Origin of the sequence: Erwinia oleae (assembly GCF_000770305.1) — a bacterium.
Lineage (GTDB): Bacteria > Pseudomonadota > Gammaproteobacteria > Enterobacterales > Enterobacteriaceae > Erwinia > Erwinia oleae.
In genome coordinates this window covers 76,780-94,221 of sequence record NZ_JNVB01000004.1, presented here as the reverse complement: position 1 = coordinate 94,221, position 17,442 = coordinate 76,780, and the positions used below count along the sequence as shown (strand labels likewise).

Annotated in this window: 18 protein-coding genes; 10 read left to right on the top strand and 8 right to left on the bottom strand. The window is 57.0% G+C overall.

Annotated elements, in window-relative coordinates:
• Positions 1–51: 51 nt before the first annotated feature.
• A complete protein-coding gene (locus tag GS12_RS02570; RefSeq protein ID WP_034943600.1) occupies positions 52–870 on the top strand; it encodes a pyridoxal phosphatase in 819 nt (272 codons plus the stop codon).
• On the opposite strand, the gene modC is transcribed toward GS12_RS02570, so the two are convergent.
• The 4 genes from modC to GS12_RS23175 all read right to left on the bottom strand — a co-directional run bounded on the left by modC (position 867) and on the right by GS12_RS23175 (position 3,683).
• The gene (gene modC, locus GS12_RS02565; protein WP_034943598.1) at positions 867–1,925 is read right to left on the bottom strand and encodes a molybdenum ABC transporter ATP-binding protein ModC; all 1,059 of its coding nucleotides are present in this window, start codon (positions 1,923–1,925) and stop codon (positions 867–869) included. The genes GS12_RS02570 and modC overlap by 4 nt on opposite strands.
• Positions 1,925–2,614 (bottom strand): molybdate ABC transporter permease subunit, encoded by a 690-nt coding sequence (modB, locus tag GS12_RS02560; RefSeq protein ID WP_034913492.1) that lies wholly within the window; start codon positions 2,612–2,614, stop codon positions 1,925–1,927. The genes modC and modB overlap by 1 nt, the downstream gene beginning before the upstream one ends.
• Positions 2,611–3,384: a molybdate ABC transporter substrate-binding protein gene (gene modA / locus GS12_RS02555; RefSeq protein ID WP_034943597.1), complete on the bottom strand. Its 774-nt coding sequence runs from the start codon at positions 3,382–3,384 to the stop codon at positions 2,611–2,613. Before modA ends, modB begins: the two co-directional genes overlap by 4 nt.
• A 140-nt stretch (positions 3,385–3,524) precedes the next feature.
• Positions 3,525–3,683, bottom strand: a complete 159-nt coding sequence (locus GS12_RS23175) for an AcrZ family multidrug efflux pump-associated protein (RefSeq protein ID WP_034913490.1) — start codon at positions 3,681–3,683, stop codon at positions 3,525–3,527.
• 144 nt (positions 3,684–3,827) lie between these two features.
• Here GS12_RS23175 and modE point away from each other — a divergent pair, with 144 nt between their 5' ends.
• The 6 genes from modE (at position 3,828) to gpmA (ending at position 10,502) form a co-directional block, all read left to right on the top strand.
• A complete protein-coding gene (modE, locus tag GS12_RS02545; RefSeq protein WP_034943594.1) occupies positions 3,828–4,607 on the top strand; it encodes a molybdenum-dependent transcriptional regulator in 780 nt (259 codons plus the stop codon).
• A gap of 71 nt (positions 4,608–4,678) precedes the next feature.
• Entirely contained in the window at positions 4,679–6,148 is a 1,470-nt protein-coding gene (gene modF / locus GS12_RS02540) for a molybdate ABC transporter ATP-binding protein ModF (RefSeq protein ID WP_034943593.1), read from the top strand.
• 242 nt (positions 6,149–6,390) lie between these two features.
• Positions 6,391–7,437, top strand: a complete 1,047-nt coding sequence (gene galT / locus GS12_RS02535; RefSeq protein WP_034943590.1) for a galactose-1-phosphate uridylyltransferase — start codon at positions 6,391–6,393, stop codon at positions 7,435–7,437.
• Positions 7,438–7,439: 2 nt separating this feature from the next.
• A complete protein-coding gene (galK, locus tag GS12_RS02530) occupies positions 7,440–8,588 on the top strand; it encodes a galactokinase (protein ID WP_034943588.1) in 1,149 nt (382 codons plus the stop codon).
• Positions 8,582–9,613, top strand: coding sequence for a galactose-1-epimerase (gene galM / locus GS12_RS02525; RefSeq protein ID WP_034943586.1), 1,032 nt, complete (start codon positions 8,582–8,584; stop codon positions 9,611–9,613). Before galK ends, galM begins: the two co-directional genes overlap by 7 nt.
• Positions 9,614–9,749: 136 nt before the next feature.
• The gene (gene gpmA / locus GS12_RS02520) at positions 9,750–10,502 is read left to right on the top strand and encodes a 2,3-diphosphoglycerate-dependent phosphoglycerate mutase (protein WP_034913478.1); all 753 of its coding nucleotides are present in this window, start codon (positions 9,750–9,752) and stop codon (positions 10,500–10,502) included.
• Between the two features lie 46 nt (positions 10,503–10,548).
• Here the strand turns inward: gpmA and aroG are convergent, their stop codons facing one another.
• Entirely contained in the window at positions 10,549–11,601 is a 1,053-nt protein-coding gene (aroG, locus tag GS12_RS02515; protein ID WP_034943584.1) for a 3-deoxy-7-phosphoheptulonate synthase AroG, read from the bottom strand.
• A gap of 279 nt (positions 11,602–11,880) precedes the next feature.
• Between aroG and GS12_RS02510 the strand changes: the two genes are divergently transcribed.
• Both GS12_RS02510 and zitB read left to right on the top strand, forming a co-directional pair.
• Positions 11,881–12,240: a YbgS-like family protein gene (locus tag GS12_RS02510; protein WP_034943582.1), complete on the top strand. Its 360-nt coding sequence runs from the start codon at positions 11,881–11,883 to the stop codon at positions 12,238–12,240.
• A gap of 151 nt (positions 12,241–12,391) precedes the next feature.
• The gene (gene zitB / locus GS12_RS02505) at positions 12,392–13,321 is read left to right on the top strand and encodes a CDF family zinc transporter ZitB (RefSeq protein WP_034943580.1); all 930 of its coding nucleotides are present in this window, start codon (positions 12,392–12,394) and stop codon (positions 13,319–13,321) included.
• Here the strand turns inward: zitB and pnuC are convergent.
• The 3 genes from pnuC to GS12_RS02490 all read right to left on the bottom strand — a co-directional run bounded on the left by pnuC (position 13,318) and on the right by GS12_RS02490 (position 15,743).
• Positions 13,318–14,040: a nicotinamide riboside transporter PnuC gene (gene pnuC, locus GS12_RS02500; protein ID WP_034943578.1), complete on the bottom strand. Its 723-nt coding sequence runs from the start codon at positions 14,038–14,040 to the stop codon at positions 13,318–13,320. The genes zitB and pnuC overlap by 4 nt on opposite strands.
• Before the next feature lie 10 nt (positions 14,041–14,050).
• Positions 14,051–15,088, bottom strand: coding sequence for a quinolinate synthase NadA (gene nadA / locus GS12_RS02495; RefSeq protein WP_407637844.1), 1,038 nt, complete (start codon positions 15,086–15,088; stop codon positions 14,051–14,053).
• 145 nt (positions 15,089–15,233) lie between these two features.
• The gene (locus GS12_RS02490) at positions 15,234–15,743 is read right to left on the bottom strand and encodes a methylated-DNA--[protein]-cysteine S-methyltransferase (RefSeq protein WP_034913464.1); all 510 of its coding nucleotides are present in this window, start codon (positions 15,741–15,743) and stop codon (positions 15,234–15,236) included.
• A 180-nt stretch (positions 15,744–15,923) separates the two neighbouring features.
• On the opposite strand from GS12_RS02490, the gene GS12_RS02485 reads away from it, so the two are divergent.
• Complete coding sequence (locus GS12_RS02485) at positions 15,924–17,378, top strand: DNA-3-methyladenine glycosylase 2 (RefSeq protein WP_034943574.1); 1,455 nt, start codon at positions 15,924–15,926, stop codon at positions 17,376–17,378.
• The last annotated feature ends 64 nt before the right edge of the window (positions 17,379–17,442 follow it).

Below are 17,442 nucleotides of genomic sequence, written 5' to 3'. Positions count from 1 at the left end.
GGGCGCAGGGTGTAAACTCGGCGATTCTCCTGTCGCTATCGGAAAATCATGATGAGCTATCGCATTGTCGCGCTGGATCTCGACGGCACCCTGTTGACGCCGCGCAAAACCATCCTGCCTGAGTCGCTTGAAGCGTTAAAAAAAGTCCGCGAGGCGGGCGTTAAAGTGGTGATTGTGACCGGGCGTCATCACGTCGCTATCCATCCGTTTTATCAGGCGCTGGCGTTGGATACGCCCGCGATCTGCTGCAACGGTGCCTATTTATACGACTATCACAACAAAAGAGTCATTGATTCCGATCCGCTGCCGCAGGATCAGGCGCTGCGGGTGATCCGCATGCTGGATGACGCCGCCATTCATGGCCTGCTGTACGTCGATGATGCCATGCTGTATGAAACCGAAACCGGCCACGTGACCCGCACCATTAACTGGGGACTGTCGCTGCCGCCGCATCAGCGTCCGGTATTCCGGCAGGTTGACAGCCTGGCCCGCGCGGCCGAACAGGCAGATTCGATCTGGAAATTCGCCCTCTCCCATCCCGACACGCGTGCGCTGCAACAGTTTGCCGAAAGCGTTGAAAAAGAGATGGGGCTGGCCTGCGAATGGTCATGGCACGATCAGGTGGACATCGCCAAAGCCGGCAACAGCAAAGGCAAGCGGCTGGCGCAGTGGGTGGCGGCAGAAGGCTTGCAGATGCGCGACGTACTGGCGTTTGGCGATAACTATAACGATCTGAGCATGCTGGAAACGGCTGGGCTTGGCGTGGCGATGGGCAATGCCGATGAAGCGATCAAAGCCCGTGCCGGCCGCGTTATCGGCACCAACCTGGAGCCGGGCATCGCCGAAACGCTCTATAAAGAGATCCTTTAAGCCACAATCGCCACGCTTTTGATCTGCGCATAAAGCCACATGCCGCTTTTGATCGCCAGTTCATCGCGCGCCCAGGGCGTGATCCGCGCCCAGAGTTCGCTCTGGCCGATCAATAACCTGACCTCAAGCTGCCCGTTAACGTCCAGCAGTTCCGCGACCTGCGCCGGTATCACGTTGCGAATGCTGCTGTTGACGGGCGGTTGCAGCGCGAGCGACACGTCGGCGGACTGGATGCGAATACGCAGCGGCGTCTTCACTGGCGCATCAACCCGGCTGACCCAAAGAAGGCGATCGCCTAATGCCAGCGCGGTCATCTCATAATGAGGATGCTGCTCAAGCACCTGCACCCGCAGAATGCTGCTGCGGTCGGCAGGCGGCAGCCACGGACGCATTGCGCTACTGGCCCAGACGCTTTCCAGCGCGCCGAACGCTTTCACCCGTCCTTCATCCAGCACCAGTACCTGATCGGCAAGATGCAGGATTTCATCAAGGCTGTGGCTGACGTAGAGCAGCGGAATATCGACCTGTTTCGCCAGCGTTTGCAAATAAGGCAACAGCTCGCGTTTGCGCGGCAGATCGAGCGAGGCAAGCGGTTCATCCATCAACAGAATTTCCGGCGCGGTGAGCAGCGCACGTCCGATTGCCACGCGCTGTTTCTCGCCGCCGGAGAGTGAGACAGGATAGCGCGTCAGCAGTTTTTCCAGCCCCAGCAACGCCACCATAGCGTCAAACTGCGCGCGCATGCTTTTTGCCATGCCGTATTCAAGGTTGCCGCGCACGCGATAGTGCGGAAAGAGCCGTGCGTCCTGAAAGACATAGCCAATCCGGCGCTTTTCCGGCGCCAGGAAAATGCCCGCGTCGGCATCGCTCAGGGTTCTGCCGTTCAGCACAAGACGTCCCTGCTGCGGGCGCGTCAGCCCGCCGATGGCGTTGATCAGCGAGGTTTTCCCAGCGCCGGAAACGCCGAAAACGGCGGTAATGCCCTGCGCGGGGAGTTGCACGTTAAGAGAAAGCGTATGGTCGCCAAGCCGCTGAGTAAAATTGAGTTCGAGCATCAGCCCCCCAGCCGTTTGCGGCCCCAGCGGGCCAGCCATTCGGAGAGCAGAAGTGAGCAGAGCGCCAGCGCGATAGCAATAACGCACAGACGCGCCGCCGCGCCTTCCGCGCCCGGCGTTTCAATCAGCGTATACATTGCCGAGGGGAGCGTGCGCGTTTCGCCGGGAATGTTCGACACAAAGGTGATGGTGGCGCCAAACTCGCCCAGCGAGCGGGCAAAGGCCAGCACGGTGCCGACAATGATGCCGGGCAGCGTAAGGGGCAATGTAATGGTAAAAAACACCCGCCAGCGCCCGGCGCCCAGCGTGCGCGCCGCCAGCTCCAGTTTACCGTCCACGTTTTCCAGCGCGAGGCGAATGGCGCGTACCATCAGCGGGAAGGCGATCACCGCCGACGCCAGCGCCGCGCCGCGCCAGCTAAAGGCAAAGCTGAAACCAAACCAGTCGTAGAGGTATTCGCCAATCACACCGCGCCGGCCAAATCCCAGCAGCAGCAGGTAACCCACCACCACCGGCGGCAGCACCAGCGGCAGATGGATCAGGCTATCGAGCAGGGTTTTGCCGGGAAACTGACAGCGAACCAACACCCACGCCATCAGAATCCCGAACGGCAGGCTGAATAACACCGCCACCGAGGAGACTTTCAGGCTCAGGGCAACGGCCTGCCATTCGGGATCGCTCAACATCATTGTTTCGGCGTAAATCCATAGCGTTTAAAGATGGCAGCCGCTTCCGGCCCTTTCAGATAGTTGTAAAAGGCGGTGACGCTGGCGCTGTTATGATCTTTCACCATTGCCATCGGATACTCGACCGGCTTGTGGCTCTCCTCCGGGAAGGTGCCGACTACCGTCACTTTTTTGCTGGCCACCGCGTCAGAACCATAGACGATGCCGTAAGGCGTTTCGTCACGTTCCACCAACGCCAGCGCCGCACGCACGCTGTTGCCGCGCGCCATCATCGGGGAAAGCGTGTCCCAGGCACCGAGCTTTTGCAACGCTTCTTTAGCATAGATACCGGCAGGCACGTGATCGGGATCGCCAACGGAGAGACGCTGGCCTTTCAGCAGGCTTTTCCAGTCGGTGTCTTTAGAAATGGTCACCGGTTTCGCGTGGCTTTTCTCCGGCGCAACCAGCACCAAATCGTTGCCGAGCAGCGTGTAGCGGCTTGAATCATCAACGGTTTTCTTCTCAACCGCATAATCCATCCACTGCTGATCGGCTGAAATGAAGAGGTCGGCGGGTGCCCCCTGCTCAAGCTGGCGCGCCAGCGTGGAAGACGAGGCAAAGGAAGAGACCACTTTCACCTCTTTGCCGTTTTCATACTGCGTGGCGATATCCTGCAAGGCGTTAGTTAATGACGCGGCAGCAAAAACGGTGATGTTCTCCGCCGCCACGGCGTGACCCGCTACGCTCAGGCTCAGTACCGCGCCAACAAGGTAAGGACGCATTTCAACAGACATGGTGTTCTCCAGGGTTTACGTTATGCAACGGATGATATAACGAGTCGGAAAACAGTGTCATGAATTTTTCAGAGGAAGAGCGGGAACGTTGAGGAAGCGCAAAAAACGCACGCCCGGCGGGGCGGGCGTGAGGGAAGAGATTACTGACGATTTTTCGCCGGGGCGCCGTCATCACGATGACCAATTTTCGAAATGATGTTGAACACTTCGCCAAGGCCGTAAATCAGGCCAAGGATGATTGCCATGACCACCGGCACCATCAGAATGGCAACAGCCAGACCTTTCAATAATTCCAGCATTGTAGCCTCCGTTGCTGAACAAAAAGTTATTGTAACCACGCCAAAAAAAAGTGCACTGACCTTTTGTGCGCTTTACCTGTTTTTACGCCTGCGGCGCGCAAAGGTGTACACTTTGCGCATTAAGACGTTGCACGAGGAACAACCATGCAGGCCGAACTCTCTTTGATCCTGAAATCGCAACAGCGTCTGTTTGCCGATCCGCGCCGGATAGCGCTGTTGAAACAGATTCAGCTCACCGGGTCGATCAGCCAGGGCGCAAAGCAGGCTGGCGTCAGCTATAAAAGCGCCTGGGATGCGATTAACGAAATGAACACGCTGGCCGATCGAACGCTGGTTGAGCGGGCGACCGGCGGCAAAGGCGGCGGCGGCGCGCTGCTCACGCCGTATGGCGAAAGGCTGCTTCAGCTCTATGCGCTAATGGAGCAGATCCAGCAGCGCGCCTTTGACGTGCTTCAGGATGACGTTCCGCCTGGCAGCCTGCTGGGCGCGATTGCACGCTTTTCGTTGCAGACCAGCGCGCGTAACCAGCTGTTCGGCAGCGTGGTGGAGCGTGATGCGCGCGCCATACAGCAACATGTTGAAATCCTGCTGGCCGATGGCGCAACCCGCATTACCGCCGCGCTGACCGAACGCAGCGCCAATCGTCTGGCGCTGGACAGCGGCAAAGAGGTACTGGTGTTGATCAAGGCGCCATGGATTGACATCACCTGCGCGCCCTCTGACGCAGACAATCAGCTCAGTTGCATTGTCAGCCATCTTGAGAGGGGTGAGGAGCAGAGCGAAGTGCTGGTCACCCTGCCCGGCGGCGAAACGCTGTGCGCCACGCTGGCTAACCAACGGGTTACGGAGCAAAACCTGCGGCCGGGGCTGGAGGTTATTGCGCATTTCGATGCCGATCGGGTGATTATCGCCACGCTGCTCTGACCAGGCGCGCGTTGACATCGCCAGCATGTGGGGCTATTAGTGAAAGAACAATGCATAAAATGGAATGAATCATGGCAACATTGCATATTTCGCAAGGCATATTTCATCTTAGCGCAACCCGCACGCTGACGCTGGATGCGCTGACGCTTAACGGTGGCGAAAGCTGGGCCTTTGTCGGCGCGAACGGCAGCGGCAAATCGTCGCTCGCCAGGGCGCTGGCGGGCGAGCTGCCGCCCGCCAAAGGCACCTTTTCCAGCACGTTCCTCCGCCCGGCGCGCCTGTCGCTGGAGCAGTTGCAAAAGCTGGTCTCCGACGAATGGCAGCGCAATAACACCGACCTGCTCAGTCCCGGCGAAGAAGATACCGGCCGCACCGCGGCGGAGATCATTCAGGATGAGGTAAAAAACGCGGCGCGCTGCGCAGAGCTGGCCGAATTGTTCGGCATCACGCCGCTGCTGACGCGCCGCTTTAAATATCTCTCGACCGGCGAAACGCGTAAAACGCTGCTGTGCCAGGCACTGATGTCCGAACCGGATCTGCTCATTCTTGATGAACCTTTTGACGGCCTGGATGTGGCGTCACGTAAGAATCTGGCCGACGTGCTGCATCAGCTTAACCGGCGCGGTTATACGCTCGCCCTGGTGCTTAATCGCTTTGACGATATCCCTGATTTTATTGAAAAAGTGGGCGTACTGGCGGAGTGCACGCTGACGCACGTTGGCGCACGCGATGCGATTATGGCGGAAGCGCTGGTCGCACAGCTGGCGCACAGCGAGACGCTGGCAGGCATGACGCTGCCGGCGACGGACGATACCGCAGGCAGAACGAAGCCTGCTGCCGGCGCGCCGCTTATCACGCTGCGCGACGGCGTGGTCTCCTATAACGATCGCCCGATTCTGAATCACCTGAGCTGGGAAGTGAAACCCGGCGAACACTGGCAAATCGTCGGGCCGAACGGCGCCGGCAAATCCACCTTGCTCAGCCTGGTCACCGGCGACCATCCGCAAGGCTACAGCAACGATTTGACGCTGTTTGGCCGCCGTCGCGGCAGCGGCGAAACCATCTGGGACATCAAGCAGCATATTGGCTACGTCAGCAGCAGCCTGCATCTGGATTACCGCGTCAGCAGCAGCGTACGCAACGTGATCCTTTCCGGCTACTTTGACTCGATCGGCATTTATCAGGCGGTGTCTGACCGTCAGCATTTTCTTGCTGCGCAGTGGCTGCATCTTCTGGGTATGGCGCAGGCAGGCGACGCCCCTTTCCACGCTCTGTCATGGGGACAGCAGCGTCTGGTGCTGATTGCCCGCGCGCTGGTGAAGCACCCAGCCCTGCTGATCCTCGATGAGCCGCTGCAAGGGTTAGATCCGATCAACCGGCAGCTGATCCGCCGCTTTATCGACGTGCTGATTGGCGAGGGTGAAACGCAGCTGCTCTTTGTTTCGCACCATGCGGAAGATGCGCCGCAGTGTATCACCCACCGTCTGAGCTTTGTACCTGATGGCGAAAGCTACCGTTATCAGCAGGATACGCTGCGTTAAAAAGCTTCCCTCTCTGTTGACCGGCGCGGTAACCGCTGCGCCGCCCCCATAATGTAACCGCTACCAATTTTTACTGACCTGACTAATCTCTCTATGGATTATTTTGCCATTAACCCTGTAGGTTAGGAATTATCAGCTTGTGTAAACGATTCCATTTATCCAGACTCGATCACGATTTCATTTTTCGCGCTGTGCTACTTTTTAGTAGCAACGCCGTATAAAAAAAGTTACCAGGACTCAACATGCAGACATTCAATCCGGTCGATCACCCGCATCGCCGTTACAACCCGCTGGCCGACCAGTGGATTTTGGTTTCTCCTCATCGCGCGAAGCGTCCGTGGCAGGGCGCCCAGGAAACGCCTTCACAGGCGACGCTGCCTGCGCACGATCCGGACTGCTTTTTATGCCCCGGCAACGTCCGCGCAACCGGCGACAAAAACCCGGACTACACCGGCACCTGGGTGTTCACCAACGATTATGCTGCGCTGATGACGGATACGCCGGATGCGCCAGAGAGCGACGATCTGCTGATGCGCTGTGAAAGCGCGCGCGGCACCAGTCGCGTTATCTGCTTCTCGCCCGATCACAGCAAAACGCTGCCTGAACTTCCCGTTAGCGGTATCGAACAGGTGGTCAGAACCTGGCAGGAGCAGACCGCCGATTTGGGGCAACACTATCCCTGGGTGCAGGTATTTGAAAACAAAGGCGCGGCGATGGGCTGTTCCAACCCGCATCCGCACGGTCAGATTTGGGCAAACAGCTTTCTGCCGAACGAAGCCAAACGCGAAGACGATTTGCAGCGTGCGTATTTCACGCAGCACGGCTCACCGATGCTGGTGGACTATACCGGGCGCGAGCTGAGCGATGGCAGCCGTACGGTGGTGGAAACCGAACACTGGCTGGCCGTGGTGCCATGGTGGGCGGCATGGCCGTTCGAAACGCTGCTGCTGCCGAAAGCGCACATTAAGCGCATCGTCGATGTGACCGACGCACAGCGACAGGATCTGGCGCTGGCGCTGAAAAAGCTCACCAGCCGCTACGACAACCTGTTCCAGTGCTCTTTCCCCTACTCGATGGGCTGGCACGGCGCGCCGTTTAACGGTGAGAGCAACGATCACTGGCAGCTTCATGCGCATTTTTATCCGCCGCTGCTACGCTCCGCCACGGTGCGCAAATTTATGGTCGGTTACGAGATGCTGGCGGAAACCCAGCGCGATTTAACGGCGGAGCAGGCGGCCGAACGCTTGCGTGCCGTCAGTGATATTCATTTCCGCGAGACGGGAGCATAACAATGACTTTAAAGACCTCTACCCATCAGATTTTCAAAGACATCTTCAGCTACGACGCCGCCCACACCATTCAGGCGCCGGGCCGCGTCAACCTGATCGGTGAACACACTGACTACAACGACGGTTTTGTGCTGCCCTGCGCCATCGACTATCAGACGGTGATCGCCTGTGCGAAACGTGACGATCGTACGGTGCGGGTGATTGCCGCCGACTATGACAATCAGCAGGACAGTTTCTCGCTGGATGAGCCGATTCTGACTCATCAGGATCAGATGTGGTCGAACTACGTGCGCGGCGTGGTAAAACATCTGCAACAGCGTAATAAAGACTTTGACGGCGTGGATATGGTGATCGCCGGCGACGTGCCGCAGGGCGCGGGCCTCAGCTCCTCCGCTTCGCTGGAAGTGGCGGTCGGCACCGTGTTTCAGCAGCTTTACCATCTGCCGCTGGACGGCGCCGAGATCGCGGTTAACGGGCAGGAAGCGGAAAACCAGTTTGTCGGCTGTAACTGCGGCATCATGGATCAGCTGATCTCCTCACTGGGTAAAAAAGATCACGCGATGCTGCTTGACTGCCGCACCCTGGGAACGCGTCCGGTGCCAATGCCGAAAGATGTCGCGGTGGTGATTATCAACTCCAACTTCCGCCGCAACCTGGTGGGCAGCGAATACAACACGCGCCGCCAGCAGTGCGAAACCGGCGCGCGCTTCTTCACCCGGCCTTCGCTGCGTGACGTCGAACTGAGCCAGTTCAAGGCCGTTGAGCATGAACTGGATCCGGTGGTCGCGAAGCGCGTTCGCCACGTCCTGACCGAAAACGCCCGCACGCTGGAGGCGGCTGATGCGCTGGCGAAAGGCGATCTGGCGCGTATGGGCGAGTTAATGGCTGACTCTCATGCATCGATGCGCGAAGATTTTGAAATCACCGTTCCCCCTATCGATACGCTGGTGGAGATTGTGAAAAATACCATTGGCGATCGCGGCGGCGTGCGCATGACCGGTGGCGGTTTTGGCGGCTGCGTGGTGGCGCTGGTGCCGCAGGCGCTGGTGGAAGAGGTGCGTTCGGCGGTTGCGGATCGGTATGAAGCCAAATCAGGCATTAAAGAGACGTTTTACGTCTGTAAAGCCTCTGAAGGAGCGGGCCAATGCTAACCGGAACTGAGGCGCTGGCGCCAGACGGCCAGCCGTGGCGTATAACCACATTGCGCAATGCCGCAGGCATGGTCGTCACCTTTATGGATTGGGGCGCGACCTGGCTCTCGGCGCGGGTGCCGATGAAAGACGGGACGGTGCGTGAAGCGCTGCTCGGCTGCGCCACGCCGTCCGACTACCTTCATCAGACCGCCTATCTCGGGGCGACGGTGGGACGTTACGCTAACCGCATCGCTCAGGCGCGCATCAGCGTCAACGGCGCGACGGTCCAGCTTGCGGCCAATCAGGGCGAGCATCAACTGCATGGCGGCCCGGAAGGGTTTAACGCGCGTCGCTGGCAGATTCTGAGCCAGTCGGCGCAGGAAGTGGTCTACCAGCTTGATTCTCCGGCCGGCGATCAGGGCTTTCCCGGCCGCCTGCTGGCGACGGTGACTTACAGCCTGGCAGAGGACAACACGCTGTCCATCGCTTATCACGCGACGGTCGATGAAGCCTGCCCGGTGAATCTGACCAATCATGCCTATTTCAATCTTGACGCAGAGCATGGCGATGCGCGCCAGCACACGCTTCGGCTCAATGCCGACCGCTATCTGCCCGTTGACAGCGACGGCATTCCCGGTGCCGCGTTAAAATCCGTGGCAAACACCAGCTTTGATTTCCGCCAGCCGAAACGCGTGGCGCAGAATTTCCTTCAGGACGACGATCAGCGCGCGGTGAAGGGTTACGATCACGCCTTTCTACTCAGCAGCCGCGAGCAGCCTGCCGCTGAGCTCTGCTCTGCCGATGGCAAGCTGAAGCTGACCGTCTTTACCGAGGCGCCTGCCCTTCAGTTTTATAGCGGCAACTACCTGGCAGGAACGCCCGCCCGTGAACAGGGCGTCTATACTGCTTTTCAGGGCATCGCGCTTGAGAGTGAGTTTCTGCCCGACTCGCCTAACCATCCCGAATGGCCGCAGCCGACCTGCTGGCTGGGTCCGGGTGAATCGTTTCAGTCGGTGACGCGCTATTGCCTGACGGCAGTTTGATTAAGCGCATGAAAAACGCGCGTCGCGTATGTTTCAGACTTACACGACGCGAAGAATTCGGCTATGGTAGTGCCCTGAACTGCGACGGCAGTTTCCCACTATCACAGACACGTCAAGATTATTAAGGAGTTAAGCTATGGCTGTAACGAAGCTGGTTCTGGTACGTCACGGCGAAAGCCAGTGGAATAACGAAAACCGCTTTACCGGATGGTATGATGTGGATCTGTCCGACAAGGGCCGTACCGAAGCGAAAGCAGCAGGTCAACTGCTGAAAAAAGAAGGCTTTACCTTCGACTTCGCTTATACCTCCGTGCTGAAACGTGCTATCCATACCCTGTGGAACATCCTTGATGAAGTTGATCAGGCATGGCTGCCGGTTGAGAAATCATGGCGTCTGAACGAGCGTCATTACGGCGCCCTTCAGGGTCTGGATAAAGCGGAAACCGCACAGAAATATGGCGACGATCAGGTAAAACAGTGGCGCCGCGGCTTCGCCGTTACGCCGCCGGAACTGGATCGCGCCGACGAACGTTTTCCTGGTCACGATCCGCGCTACGCCGCGCTGACCGCTGAGCAGTTGCCAACCACCGAAAGCCTGGCGCTGACCATCGATCGCGTGCTGCCCTACTGGAATGAATCCATTCTTCCGCGCATGAAAAAAGGCGAGAAAGTGATCATCGCTGCGCACGGTAACTCATTGCGCGCGCTGGTTAAATATCTCGACAACATGAGCGAAGAAGAGATTCTTGAGCTGAATATCCCAACCGGCGTGCCGCTGGTGTATGAGTTCGACGAAAACTTCAAGCCGGTAAAACATTACTACCTGGGCGATGCCGACGAAATCGCAGCGAAAGCCGCTGCCGTCGCCAACCAGGGTAAAGCGAAGTAAAAAAAATCCGCCGAAAGGCGGATTTTTACTTTCCGGCGCGCGATTGTCAGCCGCGACGCGCCTGCACCGCCTGCGCCAGTTGGCGAAGCACCTTCTCGGTATCCTCCCAGCCAATACAGGCGTCGGTGACGCTTTTACCGTAAACCAGCGGTTCGCCGCTTTCAAGGCTCTGGTTACCTTCCACCAGATGGCTTTCGATCATCACGCCGATGATCGATTTATCGCCACGCGCAATCTGCTGTGCGACGTCTTCTGCCACCACCATTTGCTTCTTAAACTGCTTGCTGCTGTTAGCATGGCTGAAGTCGATCATGATTTGCGCTTCAAGGCCCGCCTTCTCCAGCCCCTCTTTTACCGCGCTGACATGCTCTGCGCTGTAGTTTGGCTCTTTGCCGCCGCGCAGGATAATGTGGCAATCGCCGTTACCGCTGGTTTCAACGATGGCGGAATGGCCATATTTGGTCACCGACAGGAAGCAGTGCGGCGCGCTGGCGGCATTAATGGCATCAATCGCCACTTTAATCGTGCCGTCGGTGCCGTTTTTAAATCCAACCGGGCAGGACAGGCCGGAAGAGAGCTCACGGTGCACCTGCGACTCGGTAGTCCGCGCGCCGATGGCGCCCCAGCTCATCAGGTCGGCAAGATACTGCGGCGTGATCATGTCCAGAAATTCACCAGCGGTCGGCATGCCGGTATCATTGATCTCCAGCAGTAGCTTACGGGCAATACGCAGTCCGTCGTTGATCTGGAAGCTGCCGTCCATCATCGGATCGTTAATCAGGCCTTTCCAGCCGACGGTGGTGCGCGGCTTTTCAAAATAGACGCGCATCACGATTTCCAGCGAGTCGCTTAGCGCTTCACGCAGCGCCATCAGACGTGCGGCGTACTCGCTTGCCGCCTTGATGTCATGAATAGAACAAGGCCCGATAACCACCAACAAACGGTCATCACGTTTATTGAGAATATGATGAATAGCCTGGCGGGCATCGGAAACGGTTTTTGCTGCCGTTTCCGTGGCAGGATATTTTTCAAGCAGGGCAACAGGCGGGAGAAGTTCCTTTATCTCTTTGATTCTTAAGTCATCATTTTTATACATCATAATTATTCCAGTCGTTTCAAAGCCAAACTGCACACCAGCGTATCCCTTCCAATTTATCGTGTACCTTCTGTGCTGTAAATCAGCTTCCGATAAACAGTAACAATCGCATTTGCTGTTTTTGCATTCTTTACTACACTTAATCAGGTAAACGATTAGAAAAAACGCATAAAGATCACGAACTTTCAGCATTGTGAACGCCATGCGTTAGTTTTTAATTACGGTGTTTCATACCTACCCTGGCCAGTTGGTTAGCCCATATTCAAATATTAACGGAGCATAATGATGAATAAGTTTGCAATCGTATTTCTTACAGCAGCGATAACTTTAGGTAGCGGTGCGGCCATGGCTGCGGACAGCGGTAACAGCAACGGCACCTCTAATCAGGCGGCCGATGCAGGTGCCGTATCAGGCGGTGCGAAGCAGAATCTGCCGCCGAATAACGTTGATAACAGCAAAATCAACAACAGCGGCGATGTCAGCACCACCACCAAGAGCACCCATAAAACAATGAAGCATCATAAAAAAATGACTGCTAACGAAATCGATCAGAATACACAGTGTAAAGACGGCAAGTGTCCAAACGTTAACAAAAAAGTTGGCGCGGATGCAGACACCAAAACCGACGGCACCACGAATTAATTGTCGGCACGTTAAAAAAGGAGAGCCTGGCTCTCCTTTTTGCTTTGCACGCCTGCTTTTCTCTGCATGCATTTCCCCGCCTCACAACATAGCCGCTGTCATCATTTTCTTGTTAAGATAACCAGGCCTTTTTACCTCCAACCGGACTTCTATGGCGCACGCTCATACCCATTCAGAGACGAACAGTAATCGCAATCGCCTGCTGGCGGCCTTTTTAGTGACCGCCGTGTTTATGGTTGCCGAAGTGGCTGGGGGACTGCTCTCCGGCTCGCTGGCGCTGCTGGCCGATGCGGGACACATGCTGACCGACGCCGCCGCACTGCTGATGGCGCTTCTGGCGGTACAGCTGGCCCGATGCAAGCCCAATGCGCGGCACACTTTCGGCCTGCTACGGCTGACCACGCTGGCCGCGTTCGTCAACGCGATAGCGCTGCTGGTGATTACGGTGTTGATCGTATGGGAAGCCATTCAGCGTTTCATTCATCCGCATCCGGTGGAGGGCGGATTTATGTTAGGTATCGCGGTCGCCGGGCTGCTGGCGAATCTGCTCTCTTTCTGGCTGCTGCATCGCGGCAGCGAAGAGAAAAACCTCAACGTTCGCGCGGCAGCGCTGCACGTTCTCGGCGATCTGCTCGGTTCGGTGGGTGCGATCGCCGCCGCGCTGATTATTATGTTTACCGGCTGGACGCCCGTCGATCCGATTTTATCGATTCTGGTTTCGCTACTGGTGGTGCGTAGCGCATGGGCACTAATGAAGGAGAGTGTTCATGAGCTGCTGGAAGGCGCGCCGGGCAGTATGGACGTTGAGAAACTGAAAAAAATGCTGACGCGCAATATTCCTGAAGTACGTAACGTGCATCACATTCATCTGTGGCTGGTCGGTGAAAAACCTGTGATGACGTTGCATGTACAGGTCATTCCGCCTTACGATCATGATGCGCTGCTGCACCGTATCCACGATTATCTGCACGAAAACTATCAGATTGAACACGCTACCGTGCAGATGGAGTATCAGCAGTGTGAGGCGAACCTGTGTGGGCTGACGACGGGAACGCTGACACATTCCCATCATCATCACTAAGTTCTTTCCAGCGCGCGTGAGCCGTGCTCGTGCGCGCTTTTGATCCACATCCTTGAGCCGTTCAGCGCAATCACCGTCAGAATGACGTACTCCAGCGACATGGCGTAGACGCCCTGTCGGGCAAAGATCATCACGCTGATAACGTTGATCACCACCCAAAGCAGCCAGTTTTCGACGAATTTACGCGTCATCAAAATCATCGCCACTATCGACAACACCATCAGGCACGAATCCCAGAAGGGGAAAGCGTCCGGCTGGAGTTCAGGCATCGTTGCGCGCAGCCCCAGCGCATGCATCAGCGCCACCGCCGTCCGGGTCAGCCAGGCAAAAACCGAATTGATGTAGTGCGTCATCAGAGCAATCGACACCGCAGAAACAGCCAGCCACCCCAGCGCTTTTGGCAGACTCATCCAGCGAATTTTCAGCGCGACCTGATTGTCTGCGGTTTGCCTGCTCCAGGCATACCAGCCGTAAATATTCGCCACAAAGAAAAACACCTGGAGCAGCAGGCTGGCATAAAGCTGTATCTGAAAGAAAATAATCGCGAACAGAGTGACGTTGACCAGGCCGAACGCATAGTTAACAATCTTCTCCAGGCTGGCGAGCCAGATACACAACAGCCCCGCCAGCGTGCCGACGGCTTCAATCCATGAGAGATCGTAACCGCCTGCGCCCAGCGGAATGTGAACCAGTATGTTTTGCGTGCTGAAAAAATCCATAACCGCCCTTTTATCCTTTTAAACGTGCAGCAAAGGTTAGCATACGATCCAACGGTATCAACGCGCCTTCACGCAGTGCCGCATCAACAATAATCTCGTGCTGTTTTCCGCCCTGCTCCAGACCTTCCGCTATCGCTTTGAGGCCGTTCATTGCCATCCACGGACAATGCGCACAGCTGCGGCAGGTGGCGCCCTCGCCGGCGGTGGGCGCTTCCAACAGCTCTTTTTCCGGGCAGGCCTGCTGCATTTTATAAAAAATGCCGCGATCGGTCGCCACGATAAGCTTCTTATGAGGCAGCGTTCTTGCAGCCTGAATCAGCTGGCTGGTGGAACCCACCGCATCGGCCAGTTCGACGATCGCCTGCGGCGATTCAGGATGAACCAGCACGGCCGCGTCGGGAAACAGCGTTTTCATTCGCCGCAGCGCCTGCGTTTTAAATTCATCGTGAACGATGCAGGCGCTTTGCCAGCAGAGAATATCGGCGCCGGTCTGGCGGGCAACATACTGTCCCAGGTGGCGATCCGGCGCCCAGATGATTTTTTCGCCCTGGCTGTCCAGATGTTCAATCAGTTCGACTGCAATACTTGAAGTCACCACCCAGTCTGCGCGTGCTTTTACCGCCGCCGAGGTGTTGGCGTACACCACCACGGTTCTGTCGGGATGCGCATCGCAGAAACGGGAAAATTCATCAATCGGGCAGCCAAGATCGAGCGAGCATTCAGCGTGCAGCGTCGGCATCAGAATGGTTTTTTCCGGACTGAGGATTTTGGCGGTTTCGCCCATAAATCGCACGCCAGCGACCAGCAGGGTCGAGGCCGGATGCTGGCTTCCGAAGCGCGCCATTTCAAGCGAATCCGCCACGCAGCCGCCGGTTTCTTCCGCCAGCGACTGTATTTCAGGATCGGTATAGTAGTGCGCGACCATCACCGCATTACGCGCTTTTAATAAACGCTTAATTTTTTCCCGGTAATCGTTTTTTTCATCAGCCGAAAGCCGCGCGGGTTTTGGCGGAAAGGGATAAACAGCGGCATCGGCATTAAGGGACATCAGGCTCATCGCTCGGCTCACGTTTTCTCGACTTAACTCATTTGGCGGTGAAAACCTGCAATCGACGTTTCCGGCCGCAGGTTTGTTTTATATGCTAAACAAGATAGCGAAAACATCGCGCGATGTCGCTATTTTTTATTGGCAGTTAGCGAAGAATAAATGCTTTTTTTCCGTCCGTGTCCGCTTCAATTTTCAGCAGCAGCGCTTTGTTTTCCAGTCCTCCGGCAAAACCGGTGAGTTTACCGTTTGAGCCGATTACGCGATGACAGGGCGCAATAATAGAAATCGGGTTCTTACCGTTGGCGGCGCCCACCGCGCGCACCGCCGTCGGATGGCCGATTTCACGCGCAATTTGCGCATAGCTGCGGGTTTCGCCAAAGGGTATGCGTACCAGTGCCTGCCAGACCTTTTTTTGAAAGTCGGTGCCAACAAAATCCAGCGCCATGGTAAAGCGCGTGCGCTGCCCGGCAAAGTATTCATTTAACTGGCGCTCCGTCTCAAGCAGTACCGTATGCTGTGGATCCTCCTGCGGTGACATCTGGCGCACGCGCTGCGGGTTTTCATTCTCCCACAGCACGGCGGCCAGCCCGCGATCGCTGGCAATCAGCGTGAGGAGCCCGACGGGCGAAGGCATTGTTTTAAAGAAATAGTGCATGAGGTTTCTCCCTTTATCACGCTCTGTCGAACCGATAAAGCGTATTATCCGTAATCAAAGAGGCGGTGCCAGCCGTTTTCGGACATTGATATAAATAATTATTTGGTGTCCGAAAACCGCCAGCACAGGTGACGGAATAGCGTTATTCTCCGGGAAAGACGACTGCATCTGAGGCCGAAAATGATTGATGAGACGATAGCCTGGCGTGCGCTGATCTCACGCGATGCGCGATTCGATGGCGTGTTTTATGTCGGCGTGACCTCAACAGGGATCTACTGTCGACCGGTTTGTCCGGTTAAGCCACCGCGTCCGGAGAACTGCCTTTTTTTCAGCTCCGCAGAGGCCGCCGAGAAGGCCGCCTTTCGCCCCTGCCTTCGTTGTCGTCCGGAACTGGCACCCGGCAATGCGCCGATGGAGCGCAGCCAGCGCATTGCCGATCGGCTGGTGCAGCGTTTTGAGGAGGGGCTGAGCGACGACGCGGAAGGCCTGGATGAAATCGCCGCCCTGTTTGCGCTGAGTCCCCGTCAGCTGCGGCGTATCGTCCATAAAGAACTGGGCGTGTCACCACTGGCGCTGCGACAGACGCGCCGCCTGCTGCTGGCAAAGCAGTTGCTGACAGAAACCGATTTGCCGGTAACTGAAATCGCGCTGGCCAGCGGTTTCGCCAGTCTGCGACGGTTTAATGATGCCTTCAGTAAACATTACCGTATGCCGCCCGGTCGACTGCGTAAGCACATTCGTCAGTCACCCGATGCGCTGCTCAGCGGCGGGACGTCAACGCTGCTGATGAGCTATCGACCACCGTTCGACTGGCTCTCTCTGCTGGCTTTTCTACGGCTGCGTGCCATGAAGGGCGTGGAGAGTGTGGATGAAAGCAGCTATGCCCGTACCGTGCGTTCAGGCGCACATACCGGCTGGGTGCGCGTAACGCACGCGCCGGAGAAAAACGGTTTGCGCGTTGAATTCACCCATTCGCTGACCCCGGTGCTGCCCGCGCTGCTCAGGCGCTTGCGGAATCTCTTCGATCTTACCGCGCATCCCGATCGCATCATCGCCCATCTCAGTCAGGATCCGTTGCTCAGCGCGAGTGTGGAAAAGAGTCCCGGTTTACGCGTGCCGGGGGCATTTGATGGTTTCGAGATGGTGACCCGCGCCATTTTGGGCCAGCAGATCACGGTTAAAGCAGCGACGACGCTCGGCGGTCGTTTTGCCGAAGCCTTTGGCGAACCCATCGTCACGCCGTTCCCGACCCTGTCTCATCTTGCACCGCAGCCGGAACAGGTTGCTGCCGCGAGTACGGATGCCATAGCCAGTCTTGGCATCATCAGCGCGCGGGCGAAAACCCTGATTGCCTGCGCAGAGGCGTGCGTGGAGGGTTCTTTATCGCTGGACACGGCTGTTCATCCGGAAGAGATTATTGAGCGCTTAATCGCATTGCCGGGGATTGGCGCATGGACGGCGAAGTATATCGCCATGCGCGCGCTGCGCTGGCCTGATGCTTTCCCTGAAGGAGACGTGGTGATCAGAAAAAACCTTGGCGGCGTCACAGCAAAAGAAGCGGAAGCGCTGTCACAAGCCTGGCGCCCGTGGCGAAGCTATGCGGTGATGCATATCTGGAAAAATCTGGCGAAATGAAGGTTCGCGTCTTCCCTGAAAATGCTGAATCCTAATCATGTCATTACACCGCGGAAGGTTTTAC

Excerpts from the sequence above, each read along its gene's own strand:
- galT (WP_034943590.1), top strand. The coding sequence starts at position 6,391 with ATGCAGACATTCAATCCGGTCGATCACCCGCATCGCCGTTACAACCCG.
- modA (WP_034943597.1), bottom strand. The coding sequence starts at position 3,384 with ATGTCTGTTGAAATGCGTCCTTACCTTGTTGGCGCGGTACTGAGCCTG.
- GS12_RS02570 (WP_034943600.1), top strand. The coding sequence starts at position 52 with ATGAGCTATCGCATTGTCGCGCTGGATCTCGACGGCACCCTGTTGACG.
- galK (WP_034943588.1), top strand. The coding sequence starts at position 7,440 with ATGACTTTAAAGACCTCTACCCATCAGATTTTCAAAGACATCTTCAGC.
- zitB (WP_034943580.1), top strand. The coding sequence starts at position 12,392 with ATGGCGCACGCTCATACCCATTCAGAGACGAACAGTAATCGCAATCGC.
- galM (WP_034943586.1), top strand. The coding sequence starts at position 8,582 with ATGCTAACCGGAACTGAGGCGCTGGCGCCAGACGGCCAGCCGTGGCGT.
- GS12_RS02485 (WP_034943574.1), top strand. The coding sequence starts at position 15,924 with ATGATTGATGAGACGATAGCCTGGCGTGCGCTGATCTCACGCGATGCG.
- GS12_RS02490 (WP_034913464.1), bottom strand. The coding sequence starts at position 15,743 with ATGCACTATTTCTTTAAAACAATGCCTTCGCCCGTCGGGCTCCTCACG.
- GS12_RS23175 (WP_034913490.1), bottom strand. The coding sequence starts at position 3,683 with ATGCTGGAATTATTGAAAGGTCTGGCTGTTGCCATTCTGATGGTGCCG.
- nadA (WP_407637844.1), bottom strand. The coding sequence starts at position 15,088 with ATGTCCCTTAATGCCGATGCCGCTGTTTATCCCTTTCCGCCAAAACCC.
- modF (WP_034943593.1), top strand. The coding sequence starts at position 4,679 with ATGGCAACATTGCATATTTCGCAAGGCATATTTCATCTTAGCGCAACC.
- aroG (WP_034943584.1), bottom strand. The coding sequence starts at position 11,601 with ATGATGTATAAAAATGATGACTTAAGAATCAAAGAGATAAAGGAACTT.
- modC (WP_034943598.1), bottom strand. The coding sequence starts at position 1,925 with ATGCTCGAACTCAATTTTACTCAGCGGCTTGGCGACCATACGCTTTCT.
- modE (WP_034943594.1), top strand. The coding sequence starts at position 3,828 with ATGCAGGCCGAACTCTCTTTGATCCTGAAATCGCAACAGCGTCTGTTT.
- modB (WP_034913492.1), bottom strand. The coding sequence starts at position 2,614 with ATGATGTTGAGCGATCCCGAATGGCAGGCCGTTGCCCTGAGCCTGAAA.
- GS12_RS02510 (WP_034943582.1), top strand. The coding sequence starts at position 11,881 with ATGATGAATAAGTTTGCAATCGTATTTCTTACAGCAGCGATAACTTTA.
- pnuC (WP_034943578.1), bottom strand. The coding sequence starts at position 14,040 with ATGGATTTTTTCAGCACGCAAAACATACTGGTTCACATTCCGCTGGGC.
- gpmA (WP_034913478.1), top strand. The coding sequence starts at position 9,750 with ATGGCTGTAACGAAGCTGGTTCTGGTACGTCACGGCGAAAGCCAGTGG.